At 61.9% G+C, this 17,866-nt stretch carries 11 protein-coding genes; 4 read left to right on the top strand and 7 right to left on the bottom strand.

Features of this window, described 5'->3' with window-relative positions; translation table 11 throughout:
• Positions 1–139 precede the first annotated feature (139 nt).
• Positions 140–1,168 carry a PDZ domain-containing protein gene (locus tag RY113_RS00740; RefSeq protein ID WP_315912945.1) on the bottom strand — a complete coding sequence of 343 codons (1,029 nt, stop codon included), beginning with the start codon at positions 1,166–1,168 and terminating at the stop codon, positions 140–142.
• Between the two features lie 325 nt (positions 1,169–1,493).
• On the opposite strand from RY113_RS00740, the gene RY113_RS00735 reads away from it, so the two are divergent.
• Complete coding sequence (locus RY113_RS00735) at positions 1,494–2,933, top strand: zinc-dependent metalloprotease (RefSeq protein WP_315912944.1); 1,440 nt, start codon at positions 1,494–1,496, stop codon at positions 2,931–2,933.
• A 44-nt stretch (positions 2,934–2,977) separates the two neighbouring features.
• Here RY113_RS00735 and RY113_RS00730 read toward each other — a convergent pair whose 3' ends face one another.
• Positions 2,978–3,712, bottom strand: coding sequence for a YgjP-like metallopeptidase domain-containing protein (locus tag RY113_RS00730; RefSeq protein ID WP_315912943.1), 735 nt, complete (start codon positions 3,710–3,712; stop codon positions 2,978–2,980).
• A 117-nt stretch (positions 3,713–3,829) separates the two neighbouring features.
• Between RY113_RS00730 and RY113_RS00725 the strand changes: the two genes are divergently transcribed.
• Positions 3,830–4,972 carry a ThiF family adenylyltransferase gene (locus RY113_RS00725; protein ID WP_315912942.1) on the top strand — a complete coding sequence of 381 codons (1,143 nt, stop codon included), beginning with the start codon at positions 3,830–3,832 and terminating at the stop codon, positions 4,970–4,972.
• Here RY113_RS00725 and RY113_RS00720 read toward each other — a convergent pair.
• A complete protein-coding gene (locus tag RY113_RS00720) occupies positions 4,933–7,044 on the bottom strand; it encodes an ATP-dependent DNA helicase UvrD2 (protein ID WP_315913335.1) in 2,112 nt (703 codons plus the stop codon). The genes RY113_RS00725 and RY113_RS00720 overlap by 40 nt on opposite strands.
• A gap of 32 nt (positions 7,045–7,076) precedes the next feature.
• A complete protein-coding gene (nudC, locus tag RY113_RS00715) occupies positions 7,077–8,057 on the bottom strand; it encodes an NAD(+) diphosphatase (RefSeq protein ID WP_315912941.1) in 981 nt (326 codons plus the stop codon).
• Between the two features lie 174 nt (positions 8,058–8,231).
• On the opposite strand from nudC, the gene RY113_RS00710 reads away from it, so the two are divergent.
• Positions 8,232–9,527, top strand: a complete 1,296-nt coding sequence (locus tag RY113_RS00710) for a phosphotransferase (RefSeq protein ID WP_315912940.1) — start codon at positions 8,232–8,234, stop codon at positions 9,525–9,527.
• Positions 9,528–9,551: 24 nt separating this feature from the next.
• Here RY113_RS00710 and RY113_RS00705 read toward each other — a convergent pair whose 3' ends face one another.
• The 3 genes from RY113_RS00705 to RY113_RS00695 all read right to left on the bottom strand — a co-directional run bounded on the left by RY113_RS00705 (position 9,552) and on the right by RY113_RS00695 (position 16,897).
• Positions 9,552–13,061 carry an ATP-dependent DNA helicase gene (locus tag RY113_RS00705; RefSeq protein ID WP_315912939.1) on the bottom strand — a complete coding sequence of 1,170 codons (3,510 nt, stop codon included), beginning with the start codon at positions 13,059–13,061 and terminating at the stop codon, positions 9,552–9,554.
• Positions 13,058–16,420, bottom strand: coding sequence for an ATP-dependent DNA helicase (locus RY113_RS00700; RefSeq protein WP_315912938.1), 3,363 nt, complete (start codon positions 16,418–16,420; stop codon positions 13,058–13,060). The genes RY113_RS00705 and RY113_RS00700 overlap by 4 nt, the downstream gene beginning before the upstream one ends.
• A gap of 81 nt (positions 16,421–16,501) precedes the next feature.
• Positions 16,502–16,897: an MGMT family protein gene (locus RY113_RS00695; protein WP_315912937.1), complete on the bottom strand. Its 396-nt coding sequence runs from the start codon at positions 16,895–16,897 to the stop codon at positions 16,502–16,504.
• A gap of 68 nt (positions 16,898–16,965) precedes the next feature.
• Between RY113_RS00695 and RY113_RS00690 the strand changes: the two genes are divergently transcribed.
• Complete coding sequence (locus RY113_RS00690; RefSeq protein WP_110107032.1) at positions 16,966–17,652, top strand: 3'-5' exonuclease; 687 nt, start codon at positions 16,966–16,968, stop codon at positions 17,650–17,652.
• The last annotated feature ends 214 nt before the right edge of the window (positions 17,653–17,866 follow it).

The raw sequence follows: 17,866 nt of genomic DNA, 5'->3' as shown, positions 1-17,866 counted from the left end.
GTATGGGCGGGATGTCACTCTCTACCTCTAACTCAACTGGTGGATAAGAAAAACTGCATGTGCTTTCAAAGGGTGCCACGAACAAGCTGTGGGCCCAGTTCCGTATGATGCGCAATCGTTACGCACCGAAATTCAATCGTTACTTGCATGTGGGCAGTCCCGATCCGTCCTTGCCGGAGCCGATCAGGGTGACGGCGTTGTACGCATCTTTGAGCGTATCCACCTTGATCACCTGCAGACCATCAGGAATATGCCCCACCACGTCTTCGCAATTTGCACCAGGGGCCAAGAAATAGTCAGCACCGGTACTGCGGGCGCCAATCATCTTTTGGGCAATGCCGCCGATGCCGCCAACGTTACCTTCAGGATCGATGGTTCCTGTTCCGGCAAAACGCTTCCCGCCCGTGAGATCCCCGGGAGTGAGGCTGTCCATGATGCCCAAGGCAAAGATCATTCCCGCACTGGGGCCGCCAATGTTGCTCAAAGTGATCGTGACGTCGAACGGAAAGACGAAGACGTTTTGGATCTGGACGCCCAGCAGGTATTTGCCGTCGCTACCTTGTTTGGGGGTGACGCTCAGTTTCTGCTCCACATTATTTCTGCGCACCTGAAGTTCCACAGGAGCCCCCTTGCCCTCGGCAAGCACAGTCTGAATGACACCAAGGTCTGTGACCTTCTTGCCATCTATGGTGAGAAGGACGTCGTCGGGCTTCAAAATTCCTGACGCGGCACTCTCGGCAGGAATGGCGGCAATGCTGAGATTTGTCTGAAAATCAATACCCAAAGCCGTCATGGCTGCGGCTGTTGCGTTCTCCTGTGAACCAGTCATGGCCGCCGAGTTCTCACTGTTAATGACATCTTGGCTGGAACCGGGAGCGTAGATGAGCTCCGCTGGGTACACGGTGTGCGAGGGTGTGAGCCAGGAGGAAAGCACGTCAAAGAAATTAACCTGGCTATCCGGGAGTCCACCGGTCAAATGCACTGTTGTCAGATCGAGCGTGCCCGAGGTGGGCGGAAAACTCTCGTGACCTGAGATGGTGATGATGGGCTTGCCGTTCAATTCACCAATGGTGTTGATGGCGGGGCCCGGAGATTCAACAACATAAGGCACCGGGATAGTCACCGCGGCCACACCCAGCACAAGCGCCAGCACACCTGAAACTGCCATCAAGGAAATTCTTTTGTCGCGGGACGTACGCGACGGAGCTGCCGCTTTCTCGGGTGTCTCCTGGCTCAAAGCTGTGACCTTTCCAAAGTCTCTGGGGCCTCGCAGGCACCGCCAGTCAAAACGGGGTACCAACCACCTAGCCTACTGTGTCTGGATGTGCTGTGCTTGTGCCGAGGCTGGGAGTCGGCCATGAATGAGTAGTGGCGGAGCCCCAAGCCCAGATACCCTTTGCCTAGAGCGAACAGTGAGTAGGCACAGGGCGACAACGCACCATGGCGGCGGTAACGTGAAGTTATTCAGAGTCCACGCCAACGATCGGGCCATCATGTCATCCACACCATCCAACAACGACGACGAAACCCCGAAGGATCCGCTTCAGGAAATGCTCGCCAACCTTATGGGCGGACAGGGCATGGAAGGCTTTGACCCCGCCGAACTAGCTAAAGCCGCCGGCCTGCCCTCGGATCCCAATGCGCTTGCACAAATGTTCTCCCAGGTACAAGCCATGATGAACAGTTCCTCAGACACCCCCGTCAACTGGGATTTGGCCCACGATGCTGCCCGGAAGGCCGCCGCAGGTGATGACCCCTCCGTGACGCCCCACCAGCAACGCGAAGTTGACGAGGCCTTGCGTCTGGCAGAAATGTGGCTCGACCCCTTTACTGACTTGGCCGCAACTGCCATCATTGGCCGGGCCTGGTCCCGCGCCGAGTGGGTGGAGGAAACCCTCGGAACGTGGAAGCGCCTGACCGAACCGGTGGCAAACAGCATTGCTTTCGCCATCTCCACCGCCATGAACGATCACCTCCCTGAAGAGATGAAGTCCATGATGGGCGGTGCCGCCTCCATGATGCAGAACATGGGCGGTGCGCTGTTCGGTCTGCAACTGGGTCAGGCCGTGGGGGCGTTGTCCAAGGAAGTACTTGGCTCAACAGATATTGGTATCCCGTTGGCCGATCTCCAGATGGCCCTCCTACCCTCCAACATTAAGGAGTTTGGTGAGGGACTGGAAATTCCTGAGCAGGAGATCCGCCTCTTCTTGGCCCTGCGGGAAGCCGCCCACGCCCGCCTCTTCGTTCAAGTTCCGTGGCTGCGCGGGCACTTACTGGGCGCTATCGAGTCCTACGCGCGAGGCATCCACATCGACATGTCCCGCATTGAGGATTTGGCACAAAACCTGGACCCCTCCAATCCGGAAGCCATGCAGGCGGCCTTGTCCGAGGGCGTCTTTATGCCGGCCCGGACCCCTGAGCAGGATGCTGCCCTAGCCAAGCTTGAAACTGCGTTGGCACTCGTTGAGGGCTGGGTTGACGAAGTCACTTTTGCGGCTGCCGCAAATCTGCCCGCAGCAGCTGCCCTCCGTGAAACTATTCGGCGCCGCCGTGCCACCGGTGGCCCTGCTGAGCACGCTTTTGGTTCTCTGGTTGGTTTGGAACTGCGTCCGCGCAGGCTCCGCGAGGCCGCTGCCTTATGGGCTTCCCTGAAAGATCTGCGCGGCATTGCCGGACGCGACGCCATCTGGGCGCACCCGGATCTTTTGCCTACCTCAGCCGATCTGGATGACGCGGCAGGTTTCAGCGCACGTCGCAGCGCCGAGGACGCCTCCGAGTTGGATGTTGATGCGGCACTTGCCAAGCTGCTGGACGGCGGTTTTGAGGATTTCCAAACCGACTCCACCACTGATGGCGAAGCAAAAACCAACGACGGCGAACCCGGCCCGGGTGCCGACGGCCCGGGTGCCGAGGGCACCGGCGGCAAAGACTAACCACGCCGTCCGGGATGCTACCGGGGCGGGCTAGAGGGATTTATTCAGTTGTGTATCTCTGTAGCCCCCTCCCCGGTAGCATCATCATTTTCATCCCCTGGCTCCTCATCCATCCCTTGCGCCATGCCGGCGATGTTCCGTGAGGCGGCAAATGAGGCACCTTGCAGGAACGCCTTGGCGGTTTCCAGCTTCGGGTAGCTTGCCAGCTCCGCCCAGAATGCCCGGCTGTGGTTCGGGTGGATCAAGTGGGCCAATTCATGCAGCAGGACATAGTCCAGCACCCACTCGGGCATGCCCTGCACATGATGGGAAATCCTGATGGTCCTGCGCGCCGGGGTGGCGGATCCCCACCGGCCGTTTTGATTCTTGACCCAGCGCACTGATTCAGGCCTAGCGCGGGAGCCTAAATAGGTTTCCGAGAGGTCAAAGCTGCGCTGTAACAAGGCGTGGTCGCTGGCTGGTACAGGGCGTTGGGCATGACTGCGTTCTAGCTTGGCCACCATATACGGCACCCAATATTGTTCATCTTCTAGACTCAGCCGCGCCGGAACGGCGATCACTGCCTGTCCGTTCTCCCAAAACGCGGCCAGCCCGGTTTTGCGCCGCGCCGTCCGCCTGACCACAATGGGGTCCCCGCTGCTGGTTCGGTGCTGGGAGACGGAGTCTCCCAGCGGTCCTTTGGTTCCCGTTCCGATGGGCCCACGGCGTCGGGAGGCCCGCGGCGCTGGCGTACTTGATGCCGGCGTACTTGATGCTGGGGTACTTGGTGTTGCTGCCATTCTTCGACCGTACCGCCAAGCCGCCGCTTCCGGGTACCCGGAAACAGCTGTCCGTGGATAAGATGCCATGGTCACCGTCCTGTGGATAACTCTCGGTGGCCGCACCCCGGAAGTGCAATGATTTTAACTACGGCACCTGCCGGTAGGGATTCATTGGAGGTCATCATGACGGCTGTCAATCCAGCTCTTCGCATGGTCAGCCGGGGAACCCACAGCGTCCAGATCGGGTTGGGACCTGGCGGGCTGATCTTGGAGGGCCTGCAGGGCACGGATCTGGCATTCATCAAGGAATTGCGTCGAGGAATTGCCGATGACCAAGTAGTGCAGAGCGCGGTATCTCTGGGCATACCAGCCGCTCGAGCCCAGGAAATATGTGCTTTACTCGCCCCCGTTTTGTGCTCCGATACGGAGCTTTCCATCCGGGGCTACCGAGAAGAACGGCTCCATCCGGACAGGACGGCGCTCCTGGGACTATACCGTGACTCCGCCAGGGCCCGCTTGGATGCGCGTGCCCGGAACGTGGTTCACCTGGTGGGGCTGGGGCGCACCGGGGCCGCGTTGGCGGGCGTCCTGGCCAACGCGGGCGTGGGCACGCTCATGCTCGAGGATGACTCTGCCGTCACTGCCGCCGATGTCTGCCCCAGTGCGTTCACCGTGGCGGACATCGGGATCCCGCGGTCCTTAGCACTGCGGCGACACCTCATTGCCTTGGACCCTGGCCTGCATCTCCATATGGTGCACGACGGCGGGGCGGGAGGTCCCAGCCTGCAGTACCTTGATCTTGCCGTTGTGGTAGGTCATGACTGTGCAAGCGCGGGCACCATGGCCCGTTTCATGGGCACGGAACGCGCCCACCTTCTGGTGTTGCACCGCGAACAAAACGGCACAGTAGGCCCCCTAGTGGTTCCCGGGGAAACTGCCTGTACCGACTGTGTGGAACGGCACCGCGCCGTGGCCGATCCGCAGTGGCTGCTGACCTGCCATGAGTTGTCTTCGGGCAATCAGAGACCACCGGGCGTCACCGCAAATCCCCCGAACACGGAGGGCAGCGCGGTCTCGCTTGCACTAGCCGGCACGGCAGCCACGCAGGCGCTGATCTTCCTTGATGGCTTTAACCAGCCCAGCTCATGGTCTTCAGTTATGACTTTTCACCCTGACGTTGGCCGCTGGACGGAGCAGGCATTCGGCCCCCATCCGGAATGCGGGTGTCAGTGGCAGAATCAGCCGGTCGCCACAATGTCCAAGACGGCTTCGCCGTAGCGCTCCAACTTTGCCGGCCCCACTCCGGGCAGCGCCGCCAATTCATCGAGGTCTTGAGGTGCAGCCTCGGCAATGGCCATCAAGGTGGCGTCGGTGAACACCACAAAGGCTGGTACCGAAGCCGCCGCCGATTCCTTGAGGCGCCACTCACGTAGCTGTTCAAACACTGCTTCGTCGTAACCGGGCGGGCAGTCAGGGCAGCGCCCAACCTTGCGCTCGGCCCCGGTGTTCAGGATCTTCCCACAGATCCTGCACACCGACGGGCCTGTAACCTTGCGGGATTTGCGGGTGGTGGCCATCCGCGGGCCGGTGGGCGCACCGCCCACCGAGTTGGGCCGCAACCCGTCCAAGAAGCGAGAGGGCTTGCGGTTGGCCCGTCCGCCGGGCGTGCGGGCCGTTGACCAGGAAAAGTTCAGATACTCCCGTGCACGGGTGATCCCCACGTACAAGAGCCGGCGTTCCTCATCCACGGTCTCGGGAGTGTCAGCGAAGGAGATGGGCATCAGACCTTCGCTAAGTCCCACGAGGAAAACAGCATCCCACTCCAGACCTTTGGCGGAGTGCAAGGAGGCCAGTGTGACGCCTTGGACCGTGGGTGCGTGCTGCGCCGAGGCCCTTTCCTGCAGTTCAGCCACAAAATCCAGGATGGAAAATGTGTGCTCCGGTGTGCTCCGGGAGAGCACAAGTTCATCAGCCAGTGCCACAATGGCGCTCAGCGATTCCCAGCGTTCCCGGACGGCGCCGCTGGTGGTGGGAGCTTGTGCCTGGTAGCCAAGGTTGCCCAGCACGTCCCGGACGAGCTGGCCCAGGGATTCATCCTCGGCAGCACGGGAAGATGCACGAAGTTGAAGCACCGCGTCCCGAACTTCCTTCCGGGCGAAGAAGCGTTCCCCGCCTCGGAGCTGATAGCCGATCCCCGCTGATGTGAGAGCTTGTTCGTAGGCTTCAGACTGGCCGTTGGTCCTGAACAGAATGGCAATTTCACTAGCGGGGGTGCCGTTCTCCACGAGCATCTTGATCCTTGCGGAGACTGCTGCCGCCTCGGCCTCATCGTCGCTGCACTCCATGAACTCCGGCGCGGGGCCCCCCGGGCGCTGTGCCACTAGTTCCAAGGGCTTGGACCAGAGCGCATCCGCAACCATGCCCCCGCTGCGCCGGTTGGCCAGCAGGTTGTTGGCCAAGCCGACCACCTGTGGGGTGGAGCGGTAGTCACGGACCAGCTTCACCACACTGGATTCGGGGAAGCGCTTGGGAAATTCCAAGAGGTGCCGTGGTGTGGCCCCTGTGAAGGAGTAAATGGTTTGGCTGGCATCGCCCACTACGCACAGTTCATCGCGGCCGCCCAGCCACAGGTCAAGCATGCGTTGCTGCAGCGGGGAAACATCCTGGTATTCGTCCACAACAAAGTGCCTGTATTGATCCCGCACTGTTGCGGCCACGCGCGGATCCTCCTGCAAGATCCCCACCGTGATGAGCAAAACATCCTCAAAGTCAATGAGGTTTCTGTCCGCTTTGACATCTTCATAGCCTTGAAAAAGCCGGCCCACGGTGACCTTGTCCAGGCCTCCGGGCTCCCCGCGATCCTCCGCCTGAGTCAGGTATGTTTCCGGAGTGAGCATGGAAACCTTGGCCCACTCGATTTCGGCGGCCAGGTCCCTGATCGCCGCCCTGTCGGTGGGCAGACGCAGCCGGCGAGCCGCTTCCGCAATGATCTGGGCCTTGTGTTCAAGCAGGCCAGGTAATTGACCTCCGACGGCGTGGGGCCAGAAATATTGCAACTGCCGCAATGCGGCGGCATGGAAGGTGCGGGCTTGGACCGTTCCTACCCCTAGATCGCGCAGCCGGGTCCGCATTTCCGCCGCGGCCCTGGCCGTGAAGGTCACGGCCAGGAGACGGTTGGGGTTGTACACCCCGGTGTGGACCCCATAAGCAATTCGGTGCGTGATGGCGCGGGTTTTACCCGTGCCAGCACCGGCCAACACGCACAGGGGTCCGCTCAAGGTGGTGGCCACGGTGCGTTGTTCCTCGTCCAGGCCGGAGAGTATCCGTTCTTCTGCCGTCTGTGCGTCCATGACGGGCAGACCCAGCTTGCTGGGGTCAAAACTCACGCTTGTTCACCTGGTTCCAAAATTTTCCCGCCATACCAATGTTCAATGAGCTCCCGTGCAATGGACGCTCTGGAGGAAATTACCGCTTCCCCACTCAACACTGCACCTTGGAGCTCGGCGCGGCTGAACCACTTGGCTGCCCTGACTTCTGTTAAGTCGGGGGTGGCTACCGTGTCATTCGTGTAGCCGATGTAACCCAGCATGAGGGACCGCGGGAAGGGCCACGCCTGGGATGCCACGTAGTGCAGGGCGTGGAGGCGGACACCTACCTCTTCGGCAATTTCGCGCACCGCGCCTGCCTCAGCACTCTCGCCTGCCTCCACAAAACCTGCCACGGTGGAGTATCTCTTCTCATCCCATTGGAAATTGTTGGCCAGCAGGATTCGTTCGTCGGCACCCACTATGGCGACAATCGCTGCGGGGTCTGTGCGGGGAAAATGTTCAGAACCATCCTGAACGCAGCGCCTCATCCAGCCCGCTTTCATCGGCTCCATGGGGTTCCCACACCTGGGGCAGAAAGTATGGGTGGCGTGCCAGTTGGCAACAGCCTGGGCCTGAATCACAATTTGCGCATCAGCAGCCCGCAATTGTTGACCAACGTCCCGGTACCCCATGAATGAGCTGCCGTCTGGCACCCATCCCAGCTCCCCGGCGTCGTGCGGGAGAGCGAAGAGGATCAGCGGGGTGCCAGCTGCCAAAGGATGGCCCTGTCCGGGAAGCACCTTGCCCAAGTAAACCGTTTGCGTACCTGCTGGCAGGTCGCGGGGCAGCTGTGTGGGACTCAGATACGTCACAGAGTAGTCCGGAGAGTTGTGGTCGGGACTGTGCTCGGGCTCAGAAATCAGGGCTTTGCGATTATGGAAAATTACCGCCCTGTAGGTGCCCGTCGACATGACCGTCTCCAAAAACCCCTGTTCGTTGCGTTGCTCGCATTGCCGGTCCAGCACAACATCGGGAGAGGTGTTCGGTTTAGTCATGTTTCTACCGTACGCATGCGCTGCATTTTTTTACATTCCGCGGGGCGTGATTGTGGACAACACGGCACTGTTGTGTGATCCGTGCAGTGGGATCCGTGCAGGACTTCTCACGACTCGCCGCACCAAGGATGCTGGGTTGGCGCCTGGGCGTTCTACGGTAGAGGAGTGAGAAGAATGACTGCAATCGAACTGGCCGCTATTGCCAGCGCCGCCGTGCCCGGACTTAATGTCACCGCTTTTGGGCCCGAACCTGACCATGCAGCCGATTTCTGCTCCGCGTTGTTAGTGGATTCGGAAAACCGCCGCTGGCGGGTCCGTTCGCCTCGGCACGCCGAAGCGAGCGCCCGCCTGGAAACAGAACGCCAAGTATTGCGGGCCTTCACCCCTGCCATTCGGGCGGAATTGCCGTTCTTACTTCCCACCGTTGCGGGGACAGTGCGGCAGGGCGAACTCATCACCTTCGTGTATTCCCACATTGCGGGGAAGGCTTACACGGTGGATCAGCTCGCTGCTGGCAGCGCCACCCTGGCCATGGAAATTGGTGCCGCCATTGCCGCCATCCACGATCTCCCGCAGGAACTCGTCACCAATTACGATCTTCCCAGCTATACGGCCAATGAATTCCGTCATCGCAAGCTCAACGAATTGGATCAGTCGGCCACGACTGGCAAGATCCCGCCAGCTCTCCTGCGCCGTTGGGAACATGCCATGGAGGATGTTGCGCTCTGGCGCTTCAATGCCTGTGTGGTCCACGGCGACCTGCACGAGGACAATATTTTGCTCGACGGCGATCAGGTCACGGCTGTCAACGGCTGGACCGAGTTGCGAGTGGGCGACCCCGCTGATGACTTTGCGTGGCTGGTTGCTGTAGATGATCCGGACTTTGTTGACACGGTATTGCAGGCCTACGCCGGTGCACGCCAGGAAACACCGGATCCACACCTGCTCCGCCGGGCTGCCCTGAGCGCCGAATTTGCCCTGGCACAGTGGCTGGTCAAGGGCTACGCTGCTGACAGTGCCCGCATGGTGGAGGATGCCGAATCCATGCTGCGCACCCTCGAAGCCGACATTGCCGAGCACGGCGGCCAGCCCATCAGTGTGGAACCCGCAGCGAGCCAGCCAGCCCAGCCCGCACCGCAGCCCACCCAGCTTGCCCAGCCAGCCCAGCCCGCACCGCAGCGCACCCAGCCTGCCCGGCCAGCAGAACCGGCCAGGCCAGTAGTGGAGGCAGTAGTGGAGCCGGCTGCAGATCCGGAGCAGGAAGCTGTCGCCGTCCCTGAGCCTGCAGCCACCCCGGCGGCCAAGGCTAAGAGCACCCAGACCCCAGTGGATGCCGATGATTCCGCCGCCGCTGATGCTGTTGTCTCCCCGGAAGACGTTGACACAACCGCGTTGAAGGTCATAGCCGTCAAGATCCCCCAAGAAGCCAAAGATTCAAAAGTAACTCACGAGACCGAAGGCACCGACTAGCCAAGGCACCTGGACCGGGCCAGTTCAGCCGGTGTAGGCGTTGGTGACGATTGCCTCGAGTTCCTCCTGACCGGCAAGGTCGACTGGCCGGATGAGTTTGTCCTGTCCAACGTAATAAAACGCCGCACGTACTTTCTCCAAGGGGACTTCCTTCAGCCTTGCCCACGCCAGCCGGTAGACGGCCAGCTGCACGCCCCGCACCGCCAGCTGTGCCTTGGAAGGAACCCGGCCGGTCTTCCAGTCGATCAGGTCCCAGCCGCCGTCGTCGTCCCGGAACACGGCGTCAATACGGCCACGCACCACAACATCGGCTACACGGGTTTCAATGGGCACCTCAAGGTCGGCAGGTATGCGGGCAGCCCAAGCCGAGTTCTTGAACGTCTCTTGCATGTCAGCCAGTCCGTAGGCCTCATCCACGTAGGCGTCAGCTCCGGGCTCCTCGTCAAAGTCGAATTGGCCGGTGGTGGCGAAGAATTCCTCAATCCAGCTGTGGAATGCGGTGCCCTTGCGGGCAGCCATGCCGGGCTTGGTGGGCACTGGCCGGCGCATGGCTCGGGTGACCTTTTCCGGGTCCTCACCTAGGGCTACGAGCCTCGAGGCAGAAATGTGCGGTGGCAGTTCCACCCGGAGCTGGTCAGACTCCAGCTGTTCCTGCGCCAACAGGACACTGGACTCGGCACCCCAGCGCGGATTGGCTGCCAAAAACTCCTCGCTCCCAGCCTGCACTCCGGCCAGAGCCGCCTCCGCCGCGCTGAGTGTAGCCGCCCGGGTAGTGGCGGCAGCTGTGAACGCTGCCGCAGAGCGTTGAACATTCTCCCGCCGGCCAACCCTGTGGGCTACTCCCACCCGCCCTACAATCTCGGGACCATTTAGCGGATCATAAGGCCACTGCGCACTTTCAGCTCCGGCACTAACAGGGTTTTCTGCATCCTCTTGCGGGTCTTCACTCCACTGCCCCAGGGCCGCGCTCTTGCTTGCGCCTTCCGTCAATGGCAGCAGTTCGGTCAGGAAGGGTGAGGGCTCAAGCGGTTTCTTCCCACTGCCCCAGACAGTGGTTGAGCACATGAGAAAGTCCCGTGACCGGGTAAAAGCCACATAGGCTAGGCGGCGTTCCTCCTCTTCCCCATGGAGTTGAACGTCGGAGGCAAAGAGCAACTCGTTCTCCATCAACGTTTTTAGATCCGGCACATTCAAATCCCATGCGGGCAGATCGTCCCTGTCCCCGCGCAACGGCCACGGCAATGATTTCGCCCCTGTGCTCCAGCGGTCGGCCCGCTTACTGGGAAAAGCCCCGGCATTCATGCCAGGCACAAACACCACATCCCATTCCAGCCCCTTTGAGGCGTGCACCGTCAACAGCGCCACGGCGTCCGGGTTACTTTCAACCGGAGTCATTTCCAGCCCACCCTCTTCCGATTCGGCCGTTTCCAGCCAAGCAAGGAAGGCGTCCAAGTCCACGCGTTGCGCGGCCGCCATGAAGGTGGCGGCAGCGTCGGCAAAGGCGTCCAGGTGGCGCCGGGCATGGTGAATGCTGGAGCCGGGCTTGGCCGCCAATTCAATGTCCAGAAGCATGGTCTTCTCCACGACCCCCAGCAAATTCACCAGGTCCTCCCCCACAAAGCCGCGCAGCATGCGCAGTTCATCCCGCAGCGCCAACAGCCGTCCTCGCGCAATGTCACTGAGCGGCCGCGCCGCGGCGGGCCAATAATCCGGGCTCAGATAATCCAGTGCCTCAATCAGCGATGATGCGTCCACGAGGTCAGCCGTCACCAGCACAGCGTCCGGCTCTGCCGCCACCTGCCCGCCGGCGGCCACACCGGCCGGCGCCTCATCCGCCAATACTGCGCCGTCAAAGTCCACCCTGTGCTTTGCCGCCCATTCTCGACGCCGGGCCAGGTACCGCGCCCAATCGGAAAAAGCCATCAGGTCTGCAGGCCCAATCCGCCATCGAGCCCCGGTCAGCAGCCGCATCAGCGCATCCGAGCGGCCCGGATCGGCAATGACCCTCAGTGTTGACACCAGATCCACAATTTCCGGTGTCCCCAGCAGCCCGCTCAGCCCCACAATTTCGTAGGGGATGCCCCGTGCCTCAAACACTGACTGAAAGCGAGCAAATTGTGCACGACGGCGGCACAGCACAGCCACTGTCATGGCACCTTGACTGCCACCGCGGTGGGTGAAGTCTCCCTTGCGGTCCAGAATCTGATCCGCAATGGCCTGCGCTTCATCCAACTCGGTCTCGTAGCGGGCCAAGCGCACCTCACCGTCCGGGGCGTTCGGCTTTTCACGCAGCGGCGACACCACCACGCGCGGGCCGGCCGCCGCCCGTTCTTGCTCCGTCAAGCCTGCGGCCAGTTTCGCGTTGGCTTTGCGGGTCTGGGCCTGTGTCAGCTGCGCTGACATCACGTTCGCAGCAGAGAGAATATGGGCGGAGTTACGCCACGCAATGGTGAGTTCGGCAGTTGGTGCGTACTCACCGCTGGCCTTGACAAAAATCTCTGGGAAACGGAACAACTGCCCGGCGGAGGCACCCCGGAAACCATAGATGGACTGGTGTGGATCACCTACGGCCGTGACGGGATGGCCGGCGCCGTAAAGATCTGCGAAGAGCTGTAGCTGGGCGTGGGAAGTGTCCTGAAATTCATCCAGCAACACCACCTTGTAGCGTTGGCGCTCCATGGTGGCGGCGTGCGGGACATCCCGGGCTATACGTGCTGCAAGGGCCACAAGGTCGCCGTAGTCAAGGACATTGCGGCGGCGTTTGGCATCCGCATATTTTTGCACCAGCGCGGCCACTGAAGCCCGGGTGCGCAGCACATCGAGCTGCTTATTGACCACGGCAGTGCGCGGCTTGGCCGTCTCGGCAGTGTAAGGCAGCGCCTCAAAACTCCTCAGATAGCCTGAAATGGTGTCCACCACCTGGTCTGCGTCCTGCAAGTGTTCGGCGCATTCCCCTGCCAGATCCATGACGGATTGGATGAGCGTGGACTTGGCGGCCGTGAAGTGTCCGTGGGCTCCGTCATGACCCTCCACTACCTCACTGGCCAGCTGCCAGGCGTCCGCAGCACCCATCACCACAGCGTCCCGTTCGATCCCTAAGCGCAGCCCGTAGTCGGTCACGATTCCGCTGGCGTAGGAATGGTAGGTGGAGACCTTGGGTTCAAGCGCGTCCCTGGCGGCCGCAGCGGGAGCTAACTCCACTTCACCGGAGCGCGCCAAGGTGCCGAGCTTGGCCAGCTGCCCGCGAATGCGTGAGGCAAGCTCGCCAGCGGCCTTGCGGGTGAACGTGACACCAAGGATTTCCTCGGGGAGAACCAGCCCGTTGGCAACCAACCACACCACACGGTCCGCCATGGTGGTGGTTTTCCCGGACCCTGCCCCGGCTATGACCAGTAGCGGCTCCAGCGGTGAGGAGATGATGGAGGCCTGCTCGGCGGTGGGCGGGAATTGACCCAGGAGGTCCGCCAGCTCGTAGGGGCTCAAAACGGGCCGGGCCTGCTCTGTGGTTTCTTCAAGCGTGTTTGGAGTGCTCATTCGGTGATTTGTTTCCCTTCCGGGCACAGCGGGCAGATGGCGGGCAGAGGGCAGCCACTGCGGGCCGACCAGTCTGCACCGTGACGGGCAGGGAAGGCTGCCTGGGCCATGAGCAGGGCGGCCTCCATGACCTTGAGGGTTGGATCATTCTCACTACCGGCAATCATTGCCGGCTGGTCCTGGGTCTTGACGGTTTTGGTGCCATCCCCCAGCGGCAACAGCGCGGCACCTCCGGAAACTGCGCCGGTCAATCCCGCAGCAGCAGCTTGTTCGGCGAAACCACCTGCTGTTACTGCCACCTGGTAAGCGCCAAGCTGCGGGTGAACTAACACTTGATCCTTGGTGGGTTTGCTGCGTCCGGTCTTGATATCCACGATGACCAGGTTTCCGTTGGCATCGGCTTCGAGCCTGTCCACCTGCCCACGCAAGCGCACGGTGTGTGAGAGTGCAGGCTCCGCCGCGCCGTCGCCGTGTACCTCTGCGGGTACCTCCCCCACCTCCACGGTGAAATTCTGTTCAACACCCAGGAGGGTCCTGCCCTGTTGGCGGGCCTCGATGACGTATTGCGCCAGTTTGCCCAGCATCTCTTGGGCGCGCTGGTAGTCCAGATCGCTTTCCCACGAATCCGGCAGGCCCAGTGATGGCCAGCGCTTGTCCAGCTCGGCGAGGTATTCGTGGCCGGCCCCATGGGGAATTTCCTCGGCGATGCTGTGGATGAGCGTACCCAGGCTGCGGGCAAAGTCAGTGGTGGCTTCTCCCCCAGCAGCCCGGAGGAACCAGTTAAGCGGGGATTTGAGAACTTCCTCAACCTTGGATGGCGAGACCACAACTGGATCCCCCGGCGCCACGATTGGCGCCTGCGTGCTCAACGGCAGCAACCCCCACCATTGCGCCGGGTCCGCGCCGGGCACGTTGTGTTCGGCGAGCACGGCGAGCATTCTGGCGGCCTCAGGATCGGCATGTATTTCCGATTCTTGGCGCAACTCCGCCACGAGCGATCGCAGCGTCATGGGCCGGGGCACCTGCTCAACCGGCCGCACCGGGTACTGGGACTCACCGCCGGAATCAGTCACGGGTATATAGGGTGCTGCCAGGTCGATGAATTGGGAGGGCTGGAGGTCGTGGCCTGCGGCAGCCGTGAGAATGAGCTTCCGGCTGGCCCGTGAAATGGCGGCCGCGAAGCTGCGCAGTTCGTCGTAGCGGATGTCCCGCAACCGGGCGGCAGGATCGATCTGCCGCGCCGCCTCGACCCCATTTTCCAGCACGTCAACGAGCAACTGGCTACCCAATAGCTCGCCACGCAGCCTGGTATTGGGCCAGACCCCCTCCTGTAGACCGGCCACAATAACAATGGGCCATTCGCGTCCGGCCGCGCTGGCCGGAGTCAGGATTTCCACGGCATCGCTACGCTGGGCACGGGCGGCGAGGGTATCCATGGGCAATTCCTGGCTCATCAAATAATCCAGGAACTGCTCCGGGCTGGAACCGGGCAATTGATCAACATAACGTTCCGCCGTCTGGAACAACGCCATGACGGCGTCCAGGTCCCTATCGGCACGGATGCCCGTGGGCCCGCCGCGCAGCGCCTGCGTCTCCCATGTTCCGGAACTATCGCAGGCATCCCATAACGCCCACAGTACAGTTTCTGCGTTGGCTCCGGGCTCTGCCACAGCCTCCCTGCCGGCCGCCAGCATAGCCGCAATCCGCCGCGCATTGGCTGCCTCCCAGCCCAACGGGGACAGCTTCTCCGGGGTCAGCAGCGCCTCCACCAACAGCTCATCGCTGGCCCTCCCGCCGCCGCTGTGCAGTTCCTGCTGCCGCAACGCCTGGCGCAGACGGCGCAGGTGTAGTGCCGTTGAGCGCCCCAAACGCGAGGTCAATAACGCAACGCAAGCCTCGGCGTCGAGCGTTTCCGGGGACAGCGCAATACCAAAAGCTTCCAGCAAGGGACGCACCGCAGCCTCGTCGCGGACAGGATTTTCCGCCACGGGAACTTTCACCGCAATGCCCTGCGCACTCAAGTACCGCTGCAACGCCGCCAGCGCTGACCCGGTCCGCACAATGACAGCAATCTCACTTAAACTGTGTCCGGCCAGGTGTTGTAGCGCCAGAATACGCTCGGCTACCAGGCGCAGTTCATGCACCTCGGACGCCACCACATGCGCACTGACAAAGGAATCATCCGCCACGGGCCACGCCGTATCCACGGCTTCCGTACGGTCCCCACCGTCCTGCCGGGTTGATTCGGGTTGGGCTGATTCGGGTTGGGCTGCTTCAGGCCAGGCGAACTCGCGGGCCTTGCGGCCGCCGCGAATCTGGAAGATGCGCTCCGCCACCCCCGACCACGCCGCGGCCAGCGGCTTGCTCATGCGGTGCGAGGTGGTCAGCGAAAAATGCTGCAGGGGATGCTCGGCTGTGGCCAAGCGGTCCGCCAAGGTGGCAACCAGGTCCGGGCGCGCCCCACGAAATCCCTGGACCACGGTGTCCGGCGAAGCTGCCACGAGGATGTCCTTGCCGCGGCCCACCAGTGCCAACAGTTCATGGACGGAATTGTTGGCTTCCTGAATGTCATCAACCACAATCAGCTGCAGCCGGTTGCGTTCCTGGGCCAAGAATTCCGGATCAACTTGTAGCAGTGTAGTGGCCGCCGTGATGATACCGGCGGGATCAAAGGAACCTGACTTGCCCCAATCCACCACGTCCCGGTATTCGCGGTAGAGCGATGCCGCAGCAACCCAGTCCGGGCGGTTGTTCGCGGTCCCGAGTTGAGCCAGTTCCTCCGGGATCAGTCCGTACTCAATGACACGGTCAAAAAGTTGCCTGATCTCCTGACGAAACCCCCGGGTTTCTTGCGCATCTGCAAATTCCACGGGCCACTTTGGAGCCGTGCCCAAGCCTAGTTTGTGGCCGGTGAGCAGGTCCCTGATGATGAGGTCCTGCTCGGGACCGCTCATGAGCCGTGGCGGACCGTCCAGGTGGGGCATGCGGCCGGCAACTTTGGCACGGCGCAGCAGGTCAAAGGCATAGGAGGACCAGGTCCTGGCCGGGGAGGTGCTCAAGCTTTTGGTGAGGCGGGCGCTAAAGCCGTCGCGAAGCTTAGCGGCAGCCAACCGGGACGGGGCCAGCAGGAGGGCAGCGCCGGGATCAACGCCGTAGTGCTCCATCCGTTGCACAGCTGATTCAATGAGGACGGTGGACTTCCCCGTTCCGGGCGCACCCCAAACGAGCACGGGGCCAGAGCCCTGCTTCAGCTCAACCACAAGCGCCTGATCCGGGCTCAGCACCGGGGCGCTGCGGTCATTGTGGGCCGGCGGCACCAAGGTCAGCGCCGGGGAGAAAGCTTGTGCTTGCGTACTCATACTTTCAGTCCATCACGAGGCACTGACATTGTTATTCTCAGGTGGCTGGCAGGCTGGTGAGTGAGACAGGCGAGCGTGTCCTTAATCAGTGCCTGCATCGGCTTCTTTCAGGAGGGCGGTGATTGCGTCAATGGCGTCAAAATCGGCCTCGGCAGGGTTCCAGCGGGCAACCCGCATGTCTACCCGCCAAGGGACTGCCTTCCCGGCCGGGACAACCGCCCCGACATCCCCGCGCAGGGCGGTGCCTTCCTCGCGGTAATGCCTCAGGGCCCGGCCTTCGTGGCACAGCGGCGCGGCACCGCTGGCTCGGATCACCCGCCACCAGGGCGCATCGCTGCCTTGAGCTGACATGACGGCGCCAACCTGCCGCGGCCCGCCACAATCCAGAAGGGATGCAATATCGCCATAAGAGAGGACCCGGGCCGACGGGATTAGCGCCGCCACCGCCAAAACCGCTTCCATATACTGCTCACGCATGGCTCAAGCCTAGTTCGCCGCGGGCCTGCCGTTGCTTCAATGTCCATGGCAGGCGGTAGCGTTATGGAATGACTAGCTGGAATATGCATCCCCGTGCCGCCTTTGACTTGGAAACCACAGGCAAGGATCCCCGCACGGCCCGGATCGTCACCGCCTCGATCGTGGTGTTCGATGAGGCCGGAGCCGTGGCGGACACGCACGAATGGTTGGCCGATCCCGGCATGGACATTCCAGAGGAAGCCGCCGCCATCCACGGCATCACCTCCGAGCATGCCCGGGAGCACGGGCGGCCCTCGGATGTGGTCACGGCCGAGATAGGCGCCGTCCTGTCCACCCTGTTTGCCAACAACATTCCCGTGATCGCCTTCAACGCCAGTTATGACTTCACGGTGCTAGCCCGTGAGGCACACCGCCATGGACTGGCCCAAATCACGGCAACCCCCGTCATTGACCCCTTTATTTGCAACAAACATCTAGACAGGTTCCGCAAAGGCAGCAGAACCTTGGTGGCCTTGTGCGAGGAATACGGCATCACGCTCGAGGACGCCCACACCTCCGCTGCCGACGCCGAGGCCACGCTGAAGCTGGCTGATGCCCTCGCCGCCAAGTACAGCGCGTTGCGCCTTGACACCACCGAGCTGCACAAAGCACAAGAGGGGTGGGCCAGAGAGCAAGCTGCCGATTTCCAGGCCTATTTGCGCCGGGTCAAGGATCCTGCCGCAGTCATCGAAGGTGATTGGCCGGTCCTGCCCTGAACCACCAGCTAGCAAGATCCCGCCCAGCTATGGCCTAAATCACAGGCGCGATTCACCAAGGCGGGAACTTTTCTACCCGTCAGTAGTGCGTTGCGTTGCCCCGGTCACAGTTCACTGCCCGCACAAATAGCCCAATGATCGGAAGATTCTTTCCTTCTTCCCACACTTGACTGCCCATAAGTTCACATCCGCCATATTCTCGGAGTGAATGACA

The organism is Arthrobacter sp. lap29, from assembly GCF_032458965.1.
Classification (GTDB): Bacteria; Actinomycetota; Actinomycetes; order Actinomycetales; family Micrococcaceae; genus Specibacter; species Specibacter psychrochitiniphilus.
The sequence above is the reverse complement of the archived record's forward strand: the minus strand, read 5'-3'. Positions and strand labels throughout refer to the sequence as shown.